Genomic DNA, 18,997 nt, shown 5'->3' with positions numbered 1-18,997 from the left:
TTTATTTTGGACTTCCACTATTTGGACCAACACTCCGTTCTCCGTTGGAGCTGTCATGGTGATGCGTTCGGATATCCCTGCACCGCTGCTGAAGTCGAGTTCTACAGTGTGATGGCCCAGGCCCGCGCTTTCACCACAGCATTCATCAGGACTTCGCAGCGAATCATACCGCTTTAGTACATGATTATATCGAAGTCTACGAAGGTCCAAAATCGAGGGGTCACCGCCCATCCGCCGCCCAGCCTCGAACCGGTCTTACGGAACCACAGGCCAGGTAGCTCGTCGAACGCTTTAACAAAAATGAAGACCTGTGAAAAATAGAAAAGCCGTTCGAAAGAACGGCTGTTTTCCCTGATAGATGGTGGCAGGGGTGACAGGACTCGAACCTGCAACCTACGGTTTTGGAGACCGTTGCGCTGCCAATTGCGCCACACCCCTATGTCGATCCACCGGCCGAGGCCTCGTAAACCAACAGCAACCATGATACTGGGTCGCTCTACGGCCCCGCAACCGGGTCGCCTCTATAAAACTGCAGGTCAATGGCACCCTGTTCCTGGAGTCGGTCGGAGCGCCTGCGGGCGGGAGTTGCCAACGCCATAGTGAGGGCCGCGTTCCGGCGGTCAGCCGGAGATCTGCGGCGGCTCGGCCTGCCGGGCGGGAAAGCGCGAGACGTGGTGTTCGGTGATGACAGGATCGACGCCGGCGACATTGCCGAGGAGGGTGGCGATGACAGAGAGCTGCTGACGGGTGCGCTCGAACTCGCGACGCAGATCGCCATGCTCCTCCCACATGCGCTCATGGGCGATGCTGTCCACCGTCTCGGGCCGGGTCTCCTCATACGCCCGAAGACGGGGATGCCACTGGGACAGCAGCGGGCGAATGGAGCCGTTCAGCATGGCGATGGCGATGCGCCCGAACGAGATGTCGCCGCTCGTGGGCTTGGCGACAGCCGGCCCGTACTTGATGAGGATCTGACGGGTGATGCCGAACAGCTCGTACAGGGAGGTCAGGGCCTCGCGGAGGGAGCCCTCCTGGTCGTGCAGAGGCTGCACGGCCACCCGCGTGACCATCTCGACGTAGAGCTCCCAGGCGGCGTGCCGCTCGTCGCTGCCGGGCGACCAGGTTCCCTCGATACCAGCCACCAAGGGCACTTTGAGGTTGACCTTGAACTGCATGGATCCCGTCCCTTCACCGATCCGAACGATCGGCCGAATTCGCACCTTCTGTCCCGGAAGCTGGCTTTCCGCTAGGATAACTTGTTGAAGCTCGCAGGAGAATCCGACCGAAGGAGGACCGTGGAGAACTCCGCCGAAGCGGCCTGGGACGTATTCATCAGCTACGCACGCCGCGACCGGGAGGACGTGCGCCCCATCGCGGCGCTGTTGGAGGACCACGGATTCCGCGTGTTCATGGACGAGTCGGGCCTGTCCGGCTTCACCAGCATCTCGGAGGGCATCAAGGAAGCAATCGCATCTTCGCGCCTGGTCCTGGCCTATTTCTCGAGAACGTTCCCCACCCGCACACCATGCCAGTGGGAACTCGACTACGCTTACAGGACGGGGCTGAAAGAGGGGAACAGCCTGCGTCGGCTGCTGATCGTGAACCCGGAACCGACGAGGAACCACATCGGCCTGTCGCAACTTTCGGACGTCATTCACTGGGAGACGCACGAGACCTCAGTGCCCGGCCGCACACTTCTGGCCGACCTGAGGAGCCACGTCTCCGAATTGACCGGCGCCATGGGCGAAATTCTCCCTCCCACGCCCACGGCGACACCGGGATTCGTGGGGCGCATAGAAGAACTGTGGCGCCTACACTCCCACGTGGGCGAACACGCGGAGGTGTTGGGGAGGGGCCCGAGCCCGCGGATCGCCGCCGTCGTGGGCATGCCGGGCGTGGGAAAGACGGAGCTGGTGAGAGAGTACGCGCATCGCTATGGAAGCGCCTTCCCCGCGGGTGTCCGCTGGGCGGACGACGATCTTCCAGACCATGTGGCGGGAACCCTCACTGTGCTAGACGAACCCCGTCAGCGGAAGTGGCGAGAGTGGGTAGAGGCGCTTCCGATCGAAGCGGCGGCCATCGTGGTATCGCGGACGCCCGTGCGACTGCCCGTTCCAACCGTAGACGTGAGGGGGCTGCGGTTCGAGGACGCCAAGTCGGTCCTGGCGCCGTACGGTGGCACTGAGCGGGCGGATCAGCTGCTCCACTATGTCGACGGCCACCCGCAGACACTGCACGTGTTGGGCATGAGGGCGTCGGAGGGATTCCCGGCAGTGTTGAGGGAGTGGCTCCGCCCCGACTCGGCCCTGGCGAGGTCGGGAGAAGTGGAGGGTTCGATCCCGGGAGGCTACTCCGGAGACATAGCCGGAAAGATCGGCGAAGTCCTCCCGCCGGAGACGACGGTGGAGTTCGACGTCCTACGGGTGATGGCCCGGCAGCACCGGGTCGACCCGGTGCACCTGGACGAGGTGCTGAGGGCGTTCGACCACGTGGAAGTGTCGGCGGCCGTGGTCAAACGGCTGTCGGACCGCGGACTGGTCGAGAAGGGGAGGCTCAACCAGGTGGCCGCCCGGGTCGTGGAACGGAACGACCCCGCCCCGGACCGTAGTATGGACCTGAACCGCCAGTACGAGGAGTTCGTCTGGCGAGCCAAGGAGCAGCAGGAGGGGATCCGAGTGATCGATCTGGAGCCGACCGAGCGCGAGAAGGAGATCGCCTTTCGTTTGCAGACAGAGCTCTCCACCCGGATATCGACCGTGGGGTTGGAGAGGGACTCGGGAATCCTGTCGGAGGCCCTGCAGTCCCTGTACACCCTGTTGCGCCTGTCCAGATCCTCGATCACCGAGCTGGGACTCTCCGGGCACAGCGGCCGGGCGAGGGACGTGATCGCCCAGGTGGTCGACATCCTCCACCCGTTCCTCCGCGAATGGCACCCGCGATTGACCGACCACGATTCGGTGCGACCCGAGGGAGTCGGCGTGGTCTCCCACGAACGAGCGTGGGACTTGGAGCCGACCCTCAGGACGGCGCTGGACGAGGTGCAGGGATCGCTGGTCGAGGTGCGCGACCGGTTGAGGGAGATCTCGGGCGCGAGCGACGTCTGACCCGGCCGCCGAACGGGTCGACGGCCGGTGTCGAAGGCGTCAGACCCGGTCGGCGACGATCATCAGGTACTGGAAGCTGCCTTCCTTGTACGAGGTGAGGAACGGGTCCTCGATGCCGGTGGCGACGCTGCACTTCTGGCGCAGCTCCCAGTAGGGAATGGTCGCGGCGGTCAGGTCGATGACGTTGATCGGGACCAGGTTGTTCTCGGCCAGGGCCTTGAAGTACTGCGAGCGCGGGTGGATGTTGCAGTTGTAGTGCTCGTCGATCTTGCTGACGGACTTGGAGCGCCCGCCGGTCAGGTCGTTGGAGCAGCCGGTGATGCAGACGTAGCGCCCGCCGACGGGCAGGAGGCGGGAGAACTCCCGGTAGAGGTCGAACAGGTCGACGTACATGGTCGTCTCGTTGGTCCAGATGGCCTGGCGGGAGCCCGTGGCGAACCCGGTGTCGAGCATGTTCTTGAAGTGGAACTTGACCTCGTCGGCGATGCCGCGCTTCTCGGCCTGCTCGTTGGCGAATCCGACCTGGTACTCGGAGATGGTAGCGCCGTCGACGGTGCACCCGAACCGGTTGTGGGCCATGATGCTGGTGCCGCCACGGCCGGATCCGGCGTCGAGGAGGCTGTCGGAGGGCTTGATGTCGCCGAGGTTGTCGAGGAGGCAGTTGGCCTGGGCGGTCTCGAGGCGGTGCAGTTCCTCGATGACGGCCTGGTCGCGCTGGTCCTCGGGCTTCTCGAGGACGGAGAGGTCGGGCTCGCCGATGCCGTAGTGGTGGTGGTAGATGTCGTCGACCTCGCCGAGGCGCAGGTTGACTGGGTCGTCCTGGTTGGTGTTCCAGTAGTCGGCGACGGCCTGCTGGAAGGCGGTGCGCAGCACGGGCGTGTCGGTCATGTGTTCCTCCTTGATACGGGGTCGGTCCGGGAGACCGCGGTGATCTGACGTGGTGGTGGTCTGCTAGTTGTACCGCTCGGACGTGGCGTGCCATTGGCGGTTGCCGCCCATCCAGGCCCACATTCCGGCGAAGAAGCGGCGCAGGGTCGGGTCGCCCTGGGAGAGCGCGTAGGCGTCCTTCTCGAACCGGTGGACGAGTTCGTTGTGGACGGCGACGGTCTTCTCGAGCGCTTCCACGGGGCCGAGGCCCTCGTTGGCCTGGAGCACTCCGGGGAGGTTGGTGTCGTCGGGCCCTTCGCGGGAGGCGGAGTAGACGTCGTTGACGATGGTGGCGGCGGTGGCGGCGTAGTTGACGGTGCGCCGCACGTCGGCCTGGTAGTAGACGTGGGTGGGCAGTTCGTACCCGCCGATGGAGTCGGTGAGCGTCATGCACGGGAGGAAGCTGTTGAGGTGGCGTTCGTTGAGGTACTCGGGGACGTTGGGCTGGCGGTTCTGGGTGCGCCAGCCGCCTTCGGCGTTGGAGGCGCAGGCGAAGATGGTGAACTCGTGTCGGAGCCGCCCGACTTGGGAGGGGGAGGCGTAGTCGGCGAAGTTGCGGAAGGAGTCGGAGAGGCCGCGGAGGACGGGGTCGGAGTCCATGTGCTCGCGGTAGGCCGGCTCGTACTCGTCGACGAGGTGGACGGGGTCGACGGCGCCGACGGCGAAGGTCAGGCGGGGGCCGAGGTTCTCGGTGTCGGAGCCGAGCTCGTCGTTGTCGGAGTAGTAGTCGTCGACGGTCCACTCCGCGCAGGCGCACTTGGCGGCGGCGAGGAGGCGGTCGGGGTCGTCGCAGTCCGGGTGGGAGAGCGTGACGAGGTTGCCGAAGTTCGCGGCGCGGAGGACGTCGAGGCGGCCCTCGTACATGCCGAGGGACTCGGCCCAGGCGACGACGGCCTCGTTGACGGTCTCGGCGAGTGCCGGGTCGTCCCGGAGGGCGGGCGGGCAGTAGAGCCCGTTGTCGTAGGTCGGCGTCTCCGGGACGGACAGGACGGAGGGCGGCCGGAGCGCGCGGGTGCCGGGCCCCGAGAGTCCGCCGGTCCAGGCTGGCGGGGCGAACTCGCCGGCCTTCGGCGAGGAGAGGATCGAGGCCACGTGGCCCGCCAGTTCGCCGGCGGGTGCGGTGATGGTGCTGAGCATGGTGTCTCCTATCGGGTGGCGACTCGGTCGAGGACGCCGAGGGCGTCGGGTACGAGGACGGCGGCGGACAGGTAGGCGGTGACGAGGTAGGACGTGATCGCTTTGGTGTCGGTCGCGAGGGGTCGGACGGAGACGCCGGGCGAGTGCTCGTGGTCGAGGGACTTGGGCCGCAGGCCGACGACTCCCTGGGACTTCTCTCCGGTGCGCATGGCGAGGATCTGGCTCGTGCCGGAGTCGTCGACGGGCACGTGCGGGCACGGGTAGAGGGGGATGCCCCGCCAGGTGGAGAGGACTTCGCCGTCGACGGTGGCGGTGGGCGGGGTGAGGCCGGAGGCGTTGAGTTCGCGCCGGAAGGCGGCGATCGCCCGGGGGTGGGCGACGATCATGCGGGTGCCGCGGCGCCGGGTGATGAGGTCGTCGAGGTCGTCGGGGGTGGGCGGTCCGGTGCGGGTCGGGAGGCGCTGGGAGGGGTCGACGTTGTGCAGGAGGCCGTAGGAGCGGTCGGTGAGCAGGGCCTTCTCGGAGCGTTCGAGGACGGCCTCGGTGGCCAGGCGGAGCTGTTCCTCGAGCTGGGAGTAGGGGTCGTTGTAGACGTCGGAGACGCGGGTGTGCACGCGGACGACGGTCTGGACGGGCGAGAGCTCGTACTCGCGGGGACTGGGGTCGTAGTCGACGTAGGTCCGCGGGAGGACGGGCTCGCCGGTGTGGCCGCGGAGGACGTCGATCTCCTTCTCGCCCTTCTTGGTCTGCGGTGAGGAGAGGACGGCGAGGTAGGCCTGGACGGCTCGCCGGACGGCGGGGTGGCGCTCCTGGAGGTCATCGAAGTCGGCGCGGGTGAGGGAGAGGGCGGTGCCGGAGGTGGTGGCGGTGACGGTGGAGGGGCTGTCTCCGTGGAGGAGGAAGGGCTTGAGCCCGAGGGGGGTTCCCTCGTGGACGCGGTCGGTCTCGAGGTCCCGGTAGGGGCCGGGGCGGGTGAGGGCGGCCTTGCCGTGGGCGAGGACGGTGAGGCTGTCGAGGGGTTCGGAGTGGGTCAGGAGGGTGTCGCCGGCGTCGAAGGGGCGGGGGGCGAAGGCCGCGGCGATCTCGGCGAGAAGGTCGACGGGCAGTCCGCGGAAGGCCGGGATGGTGGCGAGGGACTGCGGGAGGAGGGTGGTCGAGCCGTTGGTGATGAAGTCGAGGCGGCCGGTGGGGGCGGGGTAGGCGAGTCGGCGGTTGACGCGGTAGACGGCTCCGTCGGTCGCGACCCACGGCAGTCCGCGCATGAGCCACAGCGAGGTGCGCTCGCGATTCTGGGGGACGGTCTTGGTGGTCGTGGCGAGGAGTCGGGCGGCGGCTGTGCTGAGTGCCATGGCCTGTCCTTCGGGTCGGCGAGACGGGTCAGGGGAAAGCTAACACCGAATCGGCCCGTGTCCCGGCGTTGCGGGAATGGCGGCACGCCGTGTCGCGCAAAGCGTCTATTACGTTGACGTAAAAAGGGCGCCGGACCAGCTGGTGGTCCGGCGCCCCGCGGTGGTGTCCGGCCGGTTGTAGCCGCCGCGCGTGTCGCGCGGGGCCTCCGCTCAGACCTCCAGCACCCGCTGGAGGAACGACTTGGCGCGGTCGGTCCGCGGGTCCTCGAGGACCTCGCGCGGCGGCCCCTGTTCGACGATGACGCCGCCGTCCATGAAGATCACCCGGTCGGCGACCTCCTTGGCGAAGGCCATCTCGTGGGTCACGACGATCATCGTCATCCCCTCGTCGGCGAGCCGGCGCATGACGCGAAGGACCTCGCCGACCAGCTCGGGGTCGAGCGCCGAGGTGGGCTCGTCGAAGAGCATGAGGTCCGGCTCCATGGCGAGCGCCCTGGCTATGGCGACGCGCTGCTGCTGCCCGCCGGAGAGCTTGGAGGGATACTGGGCGGCCTTCTCCGCCACGCCGACCTTCTCGAGCTGATCGAGGGCGGTCCGCTCGGCCTCGGCGGCGCCGCGCTTCAGGACCTTGCGCTGCGCCACGGTGACGTTCTCCAACACGGTCATGTGCGGGAACAGGTTGAACTGCTGGAACACCATGCCGATGGAGCGCCTGGCGAGGTCGAGGTTCGCGTCGCGGTGGGTGAGGTCGAAGTCGTCGACGACGATCTTGCCCCTCGTCGGCTTCTCCAACAGGTTGACGCAGCGCAGCAGCGTCGACTTGCCGGATCCGGAGGGTCCGATGACGCAGACGACCTCGCCGCGCTCGACGGTGAGGTCGATGCCTTGGAGCACTTCCAGCTTGCCGAAGTGCTTGTGCAGGTCGTGGAGCTCTACTTGCTTGGGCATCAGCGCGCCTTCAGCTGTCGGGCCTCGAGTCGGCGGACGATGAGGCTGAGCGGGATGGTGATGAGTAGGTAGGCCGCGCCGGCGACGATCAGCGGCGTGGAGTTGGACAGCCGCGTGGCCATGTCGGAGCCGAACTTGGTGAGCTCGGCGGTCGCCAGGGTCACGCCCATGACGTACACGAGGGAGGAGTCCTTGGCCAGCAGGATGAACTCGTTGGTCAGCGGCGGGATGACGATCCGGATCGCCTGCGGGATCACGACGGTGACCATGGCGCGGGTGTACCCCATGCCGAGCGACCGGGCGGCCTCCATCTGCCCCTTGGGGACGGCCTGGATGCCGGCGCGGAACGTCTCGGCGAGGTAGGCCGCCGCGACGAGCCCGAGGCCGATCGCCACGGTCCCGTACGTGCCCATGGGGTACTGGAACCCGGGGAACGCGGTCGGTATGCCGAAGGCGAGGACGAGGAAGACCAGGATGGCGGGCAGGCCGCGGAAGACCTCCACGTACACCTTGGACAGCCACCGGTTCGCCGCCACGGAGGAGAGCTGCATGACGGCGAGGACCAGTCCGAGGACGAAGCCCACGACGTAGCCGGAGGCGGTGTAGATGACGGTGTTGACCAGGGCGACGGTGATCAGTTCGGGAAAGAGCTGCTCGGCAATCTCCAGGTTGAGGAACTGCTCCCGCAGCGAGGCCCAGTCGGCGGCCAGGAAGAGCGCCAGGGCGATCCCCACGAGGACCGTGTACTGGACGCCCTGGCCGATGCTTTGCTTGTGCCGGGGACTGAGTCCCGGGTGGACGCGATGTTCGCTCATGGCTACTTCGGAGCGCTCCCGAACCACCGCTCGTAGATCTCGTCGTACTCACCGGACTCGCGGGCGTCGGCGATGGCCTTGTCGACGGCGTCGACCAGTTCCTGCTCGGCGTCCTTCTTGAACGCGAAGCCGTACTGGAACCCGGTCTCCACGACGCCGCCCTGCTCGAAGTCGGCGGCGAGCGTCTCGTCGGTCTCCATCCACTCGGAGATGACCGGGAGGTCCTGGAGGATCACGTCGACGGTGCCGGACTTGATCGCCTGCTGCTGCTTGCCGGAGTCCTCGAACTGGACGGGGTCGAGGCCGGCGTCGAGGGCGAGGTCGAGGCTCGTGGTGCCGGCCTGGACACCGAGGGTGAGGCCCTCGTCCTTGACCTGCTCGATGGTCTCGACGGGCTCCCCGGCGGGGCTCATGAATCCGAGGACCTCGTCGAAGTAAGGGGAGGAGAAGGTGATGTTCTCCTCGCGCTCCTCGGTGATGGTGATGCCGGCGGCGGCGACGTCGCAGGATCCGCCGGCCATGGCGGCGCCGGACTTGATGGAGTCGAACTTGATGTCGACGATCTCCTGGTCGACGCCGATCTCGTCGGCGGCGAGGTCCATGAGGTCGACGTCGAACCCGACCTCGTCGCCGTTGTCGTCGCGGTACTGGAAGGGAACGTAGGGCAGGTTCGTGCAGACCGTCAGCTTGTTCTGGTTGACAAGGTCCAGGGTGTAGCCGTTGTCGGTGGTGGTGGGTCCATCGTCTTGGCCGCACCCGGCCAGCGCCAGGGTTCCGGCGGCGGCCAGGCTCACGAGTCGGACAGCTCTTGCCATTGGATTCTCCTCCGATTGAATACGAGTGTGATCCATCTTTCCCAGGGGCGGGTCACAATACAATGGTCGGAGCGATCTCAAAACGGTAACGAAGATCGGCGTTTCTCGAAGTAGACGGGCCTTCTGTCCCGAAGGCCCGCTTTCCTACCTGCTGAGATCGATGAATCGACGCACGGCCAAGGGCGCGAAGATGGCTGTGACCAAGATCGGGAAGAGGACGGCGGCGACGATCGCGTTGGCCTCCGGCCAGGCCGTCCCGACCGGCGCCGGGTTGCCGAACAGCTCCCGGATGGCCGTCGCGGTGGCCGAGACCGGGTTCCACTCGGCGATCGCCCCCAGCCAGCCGGGCATGAGCTCGGTGGGAGTGAAGACGCTGGAGACCATGGCGACCGGGAAGGCCACCGCGAAGAGGCTCCCGGCCGACTCGGTGTTCTTCACCAGCAGCCCGAGCCAGACGCCCACCCAGATCAGCGAGAAGCGGAGCAGGAGCAGCAGGCCGAACGCGGCGATCGTCGCCATGGGAGTGCCGTCCGAACGCCAGCCGATGGCCAGGGCGATGCCGGCCAGGACCACAAGGTCGATGACCGACGTGATCGTGTCCCCCAGGGCCCGCCCGACCACGACCGCACTGGAGGCCATGGGCATGGCGCGCACGCGGTCGATGAAGCCCTTCTCCTTGAGCATCGCCACCGCGTAGGCGGTGTTGGTGAACCCGAAGGCGATCGAGAGGGTGAACATGCCCGGCATGGCGTAGGCGACGTAGTCCACCCCGGCGCCGGCGCCGGTGACGTCCATGGCCGAGCCGAAGACGTAGACGAACATGAGGACCATGACGATCGGCGTGCCCAGCTGCCAGGCGATATTGCCGGGCCGGCGGATGAAGTGCGTGAACTCCAGGCTCACCAGCGACCAGTAGTCGCGCAGGGTCCAGCGCAGGCGTCGGGCGATCCCCTCGGGAGGGGCGGAGTCGAGAGTGGTCATGAGAGTCCTTTCGTGAGAGACAGGAAGGCCTCGTCGAGGGTCGGGCGGCGCAGCCCCATGTCCGCGACCGCGATGTCCTTGTCGCGCAGGTCCCCCGCCACGGCGGTGAGCGCGCCGACCGGATCGGGCGCGGGGACCGACAGCCGCAGCGCCTCGGCCTCGACCGTGACTTCCGTCCCCGTGCGCGAGCGCATGATCGCGGCCAGCACGTCGAGGTCGGCCGGCTCGTCGGCGACCAGTTCGAGGCGCTCGCCGCCGATCTCGCGCTTGAGCCCGGCGGGGCTGTCCTCGGCGATCTTGCGGCCATGGTCGACGACGGTGATCCGGTCGCAGAGGCGGTCGGCCTCGTCGAGGTAGTGGGTGGTGAGCAGGACGGTGGTGCCCCCGTCGGCGAGACGCTCGACGGCAGACCAGACTTCGCGCCTGCCCGCGGGGTCGAGCCCGGTGGTGGGCTCGTCGAGGAAGAGGACCTTGGGCGCGCGGATCATCGACGCGGCCAGGTCGAGCCGGCGCCGCATGCCCCCGGAGTACGTCTTCGGGGGCCGGTCGGCCGCGTCGTCCAGGCCGAAGTAGTCCAGCAGCTCGGCGGCCCGGACGCGGGCGTCGGCCTTGGAGAGGTGGAAGAGTTTGCCGAAGAAGACGAGGTTCTCGCGTGCGGTGAGGATCTCGTCGAGGGTCGTGACCTGGCCGGTTAGCCCGAAGTTGAAGCGGACGCGGCGCGGGTCCTTCGCGACGTCGCACCCCGCCACGAGGGCGGTGCCGGAGTCGAAGCGCAGGAGGGTGGAGAGGATGCGGACGGTGGTGGTCTTCCCCGCCCCGTTGGGCCCCAGGAGGCCGTGGACGGTGCCGGACTCGACGCTGAGGTCGAGCCCCTCCAGGGCGGTGTTCTTCTTATAGGCCTTCCGCAGACCGGAGGCCTCGATGGTGGTCGGCATGGCCGGACCTCCCTGAGATAATCGAGTACATCGTACGCAGAATAATAGCGTACGATGAACGCAGATTGCAAACCGAGGGGGCCGGTAGTCTTGACGGCGATGAGAAGGACAGGTGCGGGAGATCCGAAGAAGACCCTCGAGCTGCTGTGGAGGGACTGGTACGAGAAGCCGTCCAGGCCGGGCCCGAAGCCCAAGTTCACCGTGGACGACATCCTCGACACGGCGGTGCGGCAGGCGGACGAGCACGGCATCGAGGCGCTCTCCATGCGCGCCATCGCCGCTGAGCTCGGGGTGGGTCCGATGAGCCTCTACCGGCACGTGCCGAGCAAGGCCGAGCTCATCGACCTCATGGTGGAGCACGTCGCCACGCCCCTGGACGAGTACCCGGACACGAACACCCTGGGGTGGAGGGAGACCCTCGAGACCCTGGGACGGGGCATGCTCGAACAGGCGCAGCGCCACCCCTGGCTCCTCGACCTCGTGCAGCGCCGCCCGGTCTTCGGCCCCCGCAGCCTGGCCGGATTCGACTTCGCCCTGTCGGCCTTCGCCGACTGCGACCTGCCGGAGGCGGAGATCAACATGATCATCGTGGCGGTCATCGACCTCGCCACGGGCACGGCCGGCAGCTACCGCTGGGCGGACCCCGTCGGCGACCGGGAGGCGCAGACGACCGAGGAGGAGTGGTGGGAGGTCAACGAGCCCTACCTCACCATGGCCTGGGAGTCGGGCCGGTTCGAGCACGTCGGCCGCTTGGAGGACGACAGCGCCTGGTCCACGACCGCCGAGCCCGCCCTGGAGTACGCCCTGAAGGCGCTCCTGGACGGGCTCGCCCCCCGGATCGAGGGGGCCCGGAGGCCTGGATGAACGTTTCCCGTCGGCGCCGCGCGGAGCGTCGGCGGCGACCCGGCGTTCTACGCAAGGAGCGGAATCGTGTCCCAGTGCGTCAGATCTGTTCTTTCGCGTGGTCGAGGCGTCCCGGCGGACGTCCGACCGCGCGAGAGGGCGGAGACGGCGCGCTGGGACACGATTCCGCGGTCACCACCGACAGGAGGCGACCACCTAGCGCAGGGCGATCTTCATGACCAGCCTGTGCAGGTCCTCCACGTACTCCTCGTCGAGCCCCTTGGAGACGAACCACGCGCCGATATTGGCCACGTCGCGCTCCAGGAACTCGAACCCCTTGGGGTTCATGTAGATGTCGACCACCTGAGGGAGGTCGAGCAGGACGATGTCGTCGTTCTCGTCGACGACGATGTTGTAGGCCGACAGGTCGCCGTGCGCCAGCCCGCCGGAGGTCAGCAGGTCGAGGTTGTGGACGACCTGGTCCCACAGGTGCAGCAGGAGTTCGCGGTCGGCGCGGACCTCGGCCAGGCGCGGGGCGGCCGCGCGTCCGTTGCCGATGAACTCCATGAGCAGCTCGGTGCCGTGCACCTGGACGGGATAGGGCACGGCCAGGCCGGCCTCGTAGCACTTCGTGAGCGCCCCGAACTCGGCCATGGCCCACTGCGTGGCCGCCACCTGGCGGCCGAAGGCGGAGCGCTTGTTCAGGGCGCGCTGGTCGCGCGACTTCTTCATCTGCCGGGTGGCGGTGTAGTCGGCCGAGCGGTGGAACAGCTTGTGCTCCGCGGTGCGGTAGCGCTTCGAGGCCATCAGGACGCTCCGGCCGGTGTCGAAGTCCGTCCTCTCCAGGAGGACGACGTCGGCCTCTTTGCCGGTCTTGAGGACGCCCAGCTCGAAGTCGACCGCGCCGTGCGTGGTGACCAGCCATTCCGGGTGCGGTTCCGGGCCGCGCTGGAGTGGCTCGGAGTCGTACCAGATCGACCAGCGGTCGGCGCCGCCGAACGGCGAGTCGTCCTGGACCGGTTCGGGTTCGGACGTCCGCAGCGACTCGTAGTAGGCGTGCTCGTCGGCGGAGAAGGGGTCGGTAGGGGTCTTCTTAGCGGTCTTCGGGTTCTTGCCCACGGGAGGTGCTCCTCGGGATAGCCCGGCGGAGTTCCTCTGCGGATCCGCCGGAATGGTCGTAAGCCTGTCGATTACGTGTCGTGGCAGTGACAGTCATCGTTATGACCTCCTTCGGCGGATGGTTGCCTTGTCAAGGGGGAGTCTAGAACAAGGCATGGAAGTGCGCAAGTGGATTTCCGTGGAATTCCCGCAGAGCGGAGCGGAGGCGGGGCCGGGGCCTCAGCGCCTGGTCAGTTGCAGCGGAACGCGTCCCGCCGAGGCCTTTCGGGGGGCGGCCAGGCCCTCGATGGTGACCGGGTCGAGGGAGCTCATGAACGCCTCCTTGGCCCGGGCCAGGGCTCCCCTCAGGACGCAGTCGCCGTTGAGCGGGCAGGGCGGGTCGCCTTCACAGCCGACGACGTCGCCCGGTCCCTCCAGTTCGCGGACGATCCAGCCGACCGACGCCTCCCGTCCCTCGGCGGTGAGCCGGAGCCCTCCCCCGCGGCCGCGCCTGGCGTGCACCAGCCCCAGCTCGCCGAGTCTCGCCACCGCTTTGGCCGCGTGGGTGTAGGGGACGGCCACCGCTTCGGCCACTTCGCGGGTGGTGGGGGTGTCGCGCTCGATGGTCGCGAGGGTGAGGAGGATGCGCAGGGAAACGTCGGTGAAGGCAGTCAGCCGCATACGAGAATACTAGACCCCGACCGGGGCGTCCGGCCTCCTCCGACCGCCGGGTTGACGGGCGTGTCGCACAACGCCGACTAACCCAGGGTAGTCACGGGTGGCTTGCCCTCCAACCACATCGGGTGGAGAAGCGGGCCGCCGGGCAGTTCCACCGGGTCGCCGTCGGCCAGGAATCCAAGGCGCTCATAGAGTCTCACCGCCGCGTCGGAACTGGCCTCCAGATAGGCCGGCAGGTGCGGGTCGGCCGCCAGCCGCCGCTCGACGAGATCGGTGCCCAGGCCCCTGCCGCGCACGGCGGGGTCGACGGCGATGAGGTCGAGGAAGAGGTAGGGCTCGCGCTCGGGCATGGCGGCGGAGGTCAGCAACATCATCTCGGCCAGGCGCGAGAGGACGGGGGACCCCAGGGCCTCGGCCGTCTCGCACATGTCGTCGGCCTCGTCGCGGACCTCGCCGACGGAGTCCACTGTGAACCACAGTGCCGCGCCTCCGAGCCCCTCGGGCGTCTCGGCGACCCAGATCTCCTCGCGCTCCAGGGAGTCCTCCATGATCTCGCGGGGGAATATCTCGTCGAACTGCTCCGGGGTCGGATCGGGGGTCCCCAGCACCCAGGCCGTCGAAGGCTCGTCGGCCGCGGCCCGGCGGAACAGGGAGGCGACGGCGTCGATCTCGCCCGCGGAGGCGGGCCGGACCCTGATCGGAGAATCGGTCATGGGAGCTCCCTGCTGTCGAGCGCGGCCCAGAATTTGCATCTGAGAGTAACCAAAACATTACTATAACGGTTTATACCGTTTCCATAACACGCCAGGGGAAACATTCCGTTCACACCTACCATTAGGGAAGTCCCGCCACGAATTCTCCCTAGTCGAGGAAACCATGAGACCGACCACCTCTCGACGTCTGCGGCGGATCGCCCCGATCCCCTCCGCAGTGGTCGCAGCGGTCCTCCTGCCCGGTGCGGCGTTCGCCGCCGACGCCGGCCCTTCGGACTACCCGACGTCCCGTCTGGAGCCGAACACCACTCCCCACTCCGAGACGCTCACCGGCACCGGGTCCCCCTACACCCTGGCGATCATAATCTCGGCGATCTCGCTGATAGCCGGAATCGCGCTCCTCGTGGCGATGAAGCGCAACAACCGCTCCTGACCCGGGCCCGGCCGGACGTTCCGGCCGCGCGAAAGGACGGAGACGGCGTGCCGGGACACAAGCCGTCACCGATGGGAGGCGATCGCCTGGGCGGCCACCTCCCCCAGCGCCGCCACGGCCCTCTCCAACTGGTCGTCGGTCAGGTAGGGCGCCGGCCCGAACCGCAGCCACCGGCCCCGCGAGTCGGTGAGGACGCCCCTGTCGGCGAGCCCGTTCCGGAGCCTCTCCGCGACGGGCGACTCCAGGGCCAGAAAGCCCCCGACCAGGTCCGGGGTCAGGCTCCGGTCGCGCGTCACGACGTCGTCGGGCAGCCCGAGGGCGTCGAAGGAGTCCATCAGCAGCCCGGTCTGGCGCCGGTAGTTCTCCGCCAGCGCCTCGGGCGTCAGCCCCTGCTCCGCGAAGAAGTCCCCCACGGCGGCCGCCCGGTAGTGGGAGGTGGGGTCGTAGGTCGACCCGGCCCAGCGCGCCGCGCCGTCGGCGTAGGGCACGCGCTCGGAGTCCTGCTCCCCCGCGAGGTCACCGAAGGTCGCGTACCAGCCCGTGTCCACCGGCCGGAACTCGTCGGAGTGCGCGGGGAGTCGCAGGTAGCAAACGCCCTCTCCCCATTGGAGGTACTTATAGCCGCCGCCGGTGATCCAGGCTTCCTCCACGCCGAGCCCGCCGACGGAGAAGCGGACCGGTCCGATGTGGTGGTAGGCGTCGAGGAGGACCTCCGCGCCCTTCTCGCGGGCGCCGGCCAGGAGGCGGTCGAGGTGCGGAACGCGCTGCGAGGTCTTGAAGAGCACCGTCGAGGCGTAGACCAGCGCCGTGTCCGGGCGGCAGGCCTCGGCCAGGCGCTCGGCCAGCGTCCCCACCGGCTGGGCGGGAACGACGGAGACCTCGGTGCGGGTCTCGGCCAGGCGGTCGAACTGGCGGGCCGCCGAGTGGAACTCGGTGTCGGTCGTGACCACGTGCGGACGGGCCTCCAGGTCCACAGCGGACAGAAGGCGGGCCAGTAGCTCGCGGGTGTTGGCGCCGAAGGCGAACTCGCCGCCCGGATCGTCCAGCCACACGCGCAGGTGCCCGCGCGCCCGCTCGGCGCGGGCGAAGGCGGCGTCCCACTTCTCGTCGACGTGCCGGGCGGCGTCGTCCCAGGCGGCCAGGACGGCCTCGCGGGAGACGTCCGGCCAGGCCTGGTGCGAGTGGCCGGTGAGCAGGAGACGGTCGGCCACCCCGAACCGCGTGTAGTGGCGGGCCAGGGCGGCGGCGTCGATCACAGCCGGCTCCTGGCGGCCCAGAGGTCCGGGAACGACGGGCGGAACGTCGTCGAGCGCAGGTAGTCGACCCCCGAGGAACCGCCGGTCCCGGTCTTGTCGCCGATGGTGCGCATGACCATCATGACGTGGCGGTAGCGCCACTCCTGGAAGCCCTCGTCCAGGTCGACCAGCTGCTCGGTGACCAGGCTCGGCCCGCCGTCGTCCTGGTAGACGGCGTAGAGCGCGTCCTGGACCTTGGCGTCGGGCTCGACGGGCACGGTGACGTCGCGGTCGGTCGGCACGTCGTAGCCGGAGACGGAGAGGTAGGTGAGGAAGTGGTCCCACAGGCCCGGGGAGGTCAGCGCCGCGTCGAGGCGCTCGTACTCGCCCCCGCCCTTCGGGTAGAAGTCGAGGACCTTGCGGTCGCGGCGGCCCAGCATGGCCTCGAGCTCGCGGAACTGCGCCGACTGGAAGCCCGAGGAGGAGTCCAGGCGGGAGCGGAAGCTGTTGAACTGCGTGGGCGTCATCGTCTCGAGGACGTCGATCTGAGTGACGGCGACCTTGAGGATCTCCAGGCTGCGGCGCAGGATGCGCAGGACGTGGTGGGTGTCGCCGGCGTCCATGCGGCGCCCGGCCTCGGCCAGCTCGTGGAGCAGCTGCTGGAACCACAGTTCGTACACCTGGTGGATGGTGATGAACAGCAGCTCGTCGTGCTCGTCGCTGCGGGGCCGCTGTGCCGAGAGGATCTCGTCCAGCGCCAGGTAGGAGCCGTAGGTGAGCGGCTTTTCAAGGTCGGTCATAGTCTTAGTTATACACGTTATCGAACCGTTACCGTCGTCCCATCTGACGGGAACGCGAGTGCACAATGACCGCGGGGCGGGTCCCGCGCCCGCGGACCGGTTGCGAGTATGGGGCCATGAGCGAACGCAAGGGCCTCGTCATGGGGCGCGGCATCTCCTGGTTCCTGCTGCTTTTCGGCGCCTTCAGCTGGTACCTGTGGATCACCTTCACGGTGAACCTGACCGAGGACGCCTCCGGACTGGCGTTCGACTCGGCGGGCGACCCGACGCCGTACTTCTGGGTGCACCTGGTCTTGGCGGTCACGTCGTTCCTCCTCGGCACCGCCATCGGGGTCATCGGGTTCCGGGGCCTGCGGGCCCTGCGGAAGGGCTGACCTCCCGGCGGGGAAGGTCCGCCGGAATCCCCGCTCCGACGGCCCGCGGGAATGAAGAGTACGGTGCGCGCGGCTCAGACCGAGCCGGCCGCCTAGCCGCGCTTCCTAAAGAGCCCACGGTGGCCCGAGAGCTCGAAGAATGCGGTGCGCGCTGCCCGAACCGAGTCGGCCGCCCGATCCCGTGCGGTGCCGGGGCACCGCTCGGACGGCCCGATGAAGAGAACCATCCTCAAACCGAGATCGCGGCCCACGCCCGTGTTGCACCGGGGGCCTCGCCCTCGTTCCAGTGCCGGGCGATCCAGCGGACGTTGTCCGCGACGACCACGTCGCCGCCCTGGTAGACCCGGTCGGGGTCCCAGGCCGGCGCGGCGCCCTCGCCGAGCAGCACCCAGGCGTTCCCGGACTTGTCGCGGGGCTTCTCATTGCGGTTCCACCAGCGCGCCGTCCACAGCGCGCCCTCGTAGCGGACCACGTCGCCCGCCTCGTAGCCCACACGGTGCTCCCACTGCGGAGCCTCCACCCCGGTGCCGGGCGCGGGAATGGCGAGGGTCTTGATGAGTCCGTCCTCCTTGAGGTCGCGGGCCTGGACCAGGACGGAGCCGTCGGCGTCGACCTCCACCCTCAGCCCCTGGGCCGCACCACCGTCCAGGCCGACCTCGCCGCCGTTGCCGTCGGGGCCGTAGAGGGTCTGCACGAAGCCGGTGTTGACGACGGTGAAGCCGCGGGGGTCCCCTCCGTCGACGATCTTCTTGGCCGCCCAGTCGTCGCGGTTGAGGTCCCAGTGCGTGTGCCCGGAGAAGAACACGACGTTGGGGTGCGCGCCGAGTACGGTCAGCAGCTCGGTCTCGTCGATGAAGTCCTGGTCGTAGAACGAGGCCCGGTCCTCTCCCACCGAGCCGGAGACGGTGCCGGGCAGGACGTGGTGGGAGCAGATGAAGACGGGCTTGCCGGTGCCGGAGTAGTGGTTCAGGCGGGACTCGAGCCAGCCGAGCTGGGCCTCCCCCATGGTGACGAACCGGCCGCCGTTGGACTCGCGCGGCCGCGTGGTGCCGATGGGCAGCACGGGGATGCCGCCCACGACTTGTTCGCTGTAGACGTCGGGCATCCCGGTCCAGTCGAGGAACCGCCGCACCTGGGTGTCGAAGGGGTCGTCGTTGTACTGCTCGTGGTTGCCGAACACGGAGATGACGCGGTCGGGGTGCGGGCGGGAGTCCAGAGCCGCGAAGTAGGCCTCGTACTGGGACTCGTAGCCGTTGGGGACGAGGTCGCCGTTGACGACCAGCGCGTCGGCGGTGCCGAGACCGCTCAGGTGGTCGAGGGTGGTGCGGAAGTCGGCCAGGTCGCCCTGCACGTCGGAGATGACGTCGAGGCGGGCGGCGGGCTCGGCGGAGGGGGCGGCGTGGGCTTTCCGGCCGGTCAGGGTCATGACGCCGGTCGTCGCGAGGGCGGCGCCGGTGACGGTGGTCAGGAAGCCGCGCCGGCTCACGGCCGAGCCGCCGGGGGACTTGTCGCGCATGGGATTCTCTCCTGTCTCGTGGGTCAAGACGGAGATTAGGCCGCGCTCCTTGCCGCGGGCTGTCCCGCAGGCGAACGGCGCACGAAATTCTCTGCGTCACATGAAGAACGCATGATGAATCCATGAGATGCGTACAAATGATCGCCTCGTCACCGACGGAGGACGCCGCCTACAAGTTCGTCGTCCGCCTCGACGAGGGCGAGACCGGCAGCGATGACGACTGCTTCTGCGGCCGGGAAATCTACCGCGCCTGACGCGGAACGGAAAGGGCCGGGGCCGCGAGGAGGATCCTCCTC

Annotated in this window: 20 protein-coding genes and 1 tRNA gene; 5 read left to right on the top strand and 16 right to left on the bottom strand. The window is 68.3% G+C overall.

The genetic code is table 11. The features are described from left to right. Positions 1 to 362: 362 nt before the first annotated feature. Together ACFTE1_RS01525 and ACFTE1_RS01520 are read right to left on the bottom strand one after the other, a co-directional pair. A tRNA-Trp gene (locus ACFTE1_RS01525) sits at positions 363 to 438 on the bottom strand. Positions 439 to 620: 182 nt separating this feature from the next. Then, complete coding sequence (locus ACFTE1_RS01520) at positions 621 to 1,175, bottom strand: hypothetical protein (protein WP_380620165.1); 555 nt, start codon at positions 1,173 to 1,175, stop codon at positions 621 to 623. Positions 1,176 to 1,295: 120 nt separating this feature from the next. Here ACFTE1_RS01520 and ACFTE1_RS01515 point away from each other — a divergent pair, with 120 nt between their 5' ends. Beyond that, entirely contained in the window at positions 1,296 to 3,104 is a 1,809-nt protein-coding gene (locus ACFTE1_RS01515) for a toll/interleukin-1 receptor domain-containing protein (RefSeq protein WP_380620163.1), read from the top strand. Positions 3,105 to 3,143: 39 nt separating this feature from the next. On the opposite strand, the gene ACFTE1_RS01510 is transcribed toward ACFTE1_RS01515, so the two are convergent. From ACFTE1_RS01510 to ACFTE1_RS01475, 8 genes are all read right to left on the bottom strand, one after another. Then, positions 3,144 to 3,992 carry a geranyl diphosphate 2-C-methyltransferase gene (locus ACFTE1_RS01510; RefSeq protein WP_380620161.1) on the bottom strand — a complete coding sequence of 283 codons (849 nt, stop codon included), beginning with the start codon at positions 3,990 to 3,992 and terminating at the stop codon, positions 3,144 to 3,146. A 63-nt stretch (positions 3,993 to 4,055) separates the two neighbouring features. Further along, positions 4,056 to 5,168 carry a family 2 encapsulin nanocompartment cargo protein terpene cyclase gene (locus ACFTE1_RS01505; protein ID WP_380620158.1) on the bottom strand — a complete coding sequence of 371 codons (1,113 nt, stop codon included), beginning with the start codon at positions 5,166 to 5,168 and terminating at the stop codon, positions 4,056 to 4,058. Positions 5,169 to 5,176: 8 nt separating this feature from the next. Next, on the bottom strand, positions 5,177 to 6,517 hold the full coding sequence (locus ACFTE1_RS01500) for a family 2B encapsulin nanocompartment shell protein (protein ID WP_380620155.1): 1,341 nt from the start codon (positions 6,515 to 6,517) through the stop codon (positions 5,177 to 5,179). Between the two features lie 210 nt (positions 6,518 to 6,727). Next, positions 6,728 to 7,465 (bottom strand): amino acid ABC transporter ATP-binding protein, encoded by a 738-nt coding sequence (locus ACFTE1_RS01495; protein ID WP_380620153.1) that lies wholly within the window; start codon positions 7,463 to 7,465, stop codon positions 6,728 to 6,730. Then, a complete protein-coding gene (locus ACFTE1_RS01490) occupies positions 7,465 to 8,280 on the bottom strand; it encodes an amino acid ABC transporter permease (RefSeq protein ID WP_380620150.1) in 816 nt (271 codons plus the stop codon). Before ACFTE1_RS01490 ends, ACFTE1_RS01495 begins: the two co-directional genes overlap by 1 nt. 2 nt (positions 8,281 to 8,282) lie before the next feature. Continuing rightward, positions 8,283 to 9,095, bottom strand: coding sequence for an ABC transporter substrate-binding protein (locus ACFTE1_RS01485; protein ID WP_380620148.1), 813 nt, complete (start codon positions 9,093 to 9,095; stop codon positions 8,283 to 8,285). A gap of 144 nt (positions 9,096 to 9,239) precedes the next feature. Next, positions 9,240 to 10,076: an ABC transporter permease gene (locus ACFTE1_RS01480; protein ID WP_380620145.1), complete on the bottom strand. Its 837-nt coding sequence runs from the start codon at positions 10,074 to 10,076 to the stop codon at positions 9,240 to 9,242. Beyond that, positions 10,073 to 11,011: an ATP-binding cassette domain-containing protein gene (locus ACFTE1_RS01475; RefSeq protein ID WP_380620143.1), complete on the bottom strand. Its 939-nt coding sequence runs from the start codon at positions 11,009 to 11,011 to the stop codon at positions 10,073 to 10,075. Before ACFTE1_RS01475 ends, ACFTE1_RS01480 begins: the two co-directional genes overlap by 4 nt. A gap of 99 nt (positions 11,012 to 11,110) precedes the next feature. On the opposite strand from ACFTE1_RS01475, the gene ACFTE1_RS01470 reads away from it, so the two are divergent. Then, positions 11,111 to 11,875 (top strand): TetR/AcrR family transcriptional regulator, encoded by a 765-nt coding sequence (locus ACFTE1_RS01470; protein WP_380620140.1) that lies wholly within the window; start codon positions 11,111 to 11,113, stop codon positions 11,873 to 11,875. A gap of 195 nt (positions 11,876 to 12,070) precedes the next feature. Here the strand turns inward: ACFTE1_RS01470 and ACFTE1_RS01465 are convergent, their stop codons facing one another. The 3 genes from ACFTE1_RS01465 to ACFTE1_RS01455 all read right to left on the bottom strand — a co-directional run bounded on the left by ACFTE1_RS01465 (position 12,071) and on the right by ACFTE1_RS01455 (position 14,343). Then, complete coding sequence (locus ACFTE1_RS01465) at positions 12,071 to 12,973, bottom strand: serine protein kinase RIO (RefSeq protein WP_380620137.1); 903 nt, start codon at positions 12,971 to 12,973, stop codon at positions 12,071 to 12,073. Between the two features lie 219 nt (positions 12,974 to 13,192). Then, positions 13,193 to 13,633, bottom strand: a complete 441-nt coding sequence (locus ACFTE1_RS01460) for an RrF2 family transcriptional regulator (RefSeq protein WP_380620135.1) — start codon at positions 13,631 to 13,633, stop codon at positions 13,193 to 13,195. A gap of 77 nt (positions 13,634 to 13,710) precedes the next feature. Continuing rightward, complete coding sequence (locus ACFTE1_RS01455; RefSeq protein WP_380620132.1) at positions 13,711 to 14,343, bottom strand: GNAT family N-acetyltransferase; 633 nt, start codon at positions 14,341 to 14,343, stop codon at positions 13,711 to 13,713. Positions 14,344 to 14,506: 163 nt separating this feature from the next. Here ACFTE1_RS01455 and ACFTE1_RS01450 point away from each other — a divergent pair, with 163 nt between their 5' ends. Then, the gene (locus ACFTE1_RS01450; RefSeq protein WP_380620129.1) at positions 14,507 to 14,776 is read left to right on the top strand and encodes a hypothetical protein; all 270 of its coding nucleotides are present in this window, start codon (positions 14,507 to 14,509) and stop codon (positions 14,774 to 14,776) included. Between the two features lie 65 nt (positions 14,777 to 14,841). Here the strand turns inward: ACFTE1_RS01450 and ACFTE1_RS01445 are convergent, their stop codons facing one another. Both ACFTE1_RS01445 and ACFTE1_RS01440 read right to left on the bottom strand, forming a co-directional pair. Further along, entirely contained in the window at positions 14,842 to 16,032 is a 1,191-nt protein-coding gene (locus tag ACFTE1_RS01445) for an aminotransferase class V-fold PLP-dependent enzyme (protein ID WP_380620127.1), read from the bottom strand. Then, positions 16,029 to 16,811, bottom strand: coding sequence for a tryptophan 2,3-dioxygenase (locus ACFTE1_RS01440; RefSeq protein ID WP_380620124.1), 783 nt, complete (start codon positions 16,809 to 16,811; stop codon positions 16,029 to 16,031). Before ACFTE1_RS01440 ends, ACFTE1_RS01445 begins: the two co-directional genes overlap by 4 nt. A 140-nt stretch (positions 16,812 to 16,951) precedes the next feature. Here ACFTE1_RS01440 and ACFTE1_RS01435 point away from each other — a divergent pair, with 140 nt between their 5' ends. Then, positions 16,952 to 17,185, top strand: a complete 234-nt coding sequence (locus ACFTE1_RS01435) for an SCO4848 family membrane protein (protein ID WP_380620505.1) — start codon at positions 16,952 to 16,954, stop codon at positions 17,183 to 17,185. 229 nt (positions 17,186 to 17,414) lie between these two features. On the opposite strand, the gene ACFTE1_RS01430 is transcribed toward ACFTE1_RS01435, so the two are convergent. Continuing rightward, positions 17,415 to 18,701, bottom strand: coding sequence for a DUF4073 domain-containing protein (locus ACFTE1_RS01430; RefSeq protein WP_380620122.1), 1,287 nt, complete (start codon positions 18,699 to 18,701; stop codon positions 17,415 to 17,417). A gap of 122 nt (positions 18,702 to 18,823) precedes the next feature. On the opposite strand from ACFTE1_RS01430, the gene ACFTE1_RS01425 reads away from it, so the two are divergent. Then, entirely contained in the window at positions 18,824 to 18,955 is a 132-nt protein-coding gene (locus ACFTE1_RS01425; protein ID WP_380620119.1) for a hypothetical protein, read from the top strand. Positions 18,956 to 18,997: the final 42 nt, after the last annotated feature.

It is taken from the genome of Salininema proteolyticum, assembly GCF_042685645.1.
Taxonomy (GTDB): domain Bacteria; phylum Actinomycetota; class Actinomycetes; order Mycobacteriales; family Micromonosporaceae; genus Salininema; species Salininema proteolyticum.
This window is presented reverse-complemented; position numbering and strand designations above follow the sequence as displayed.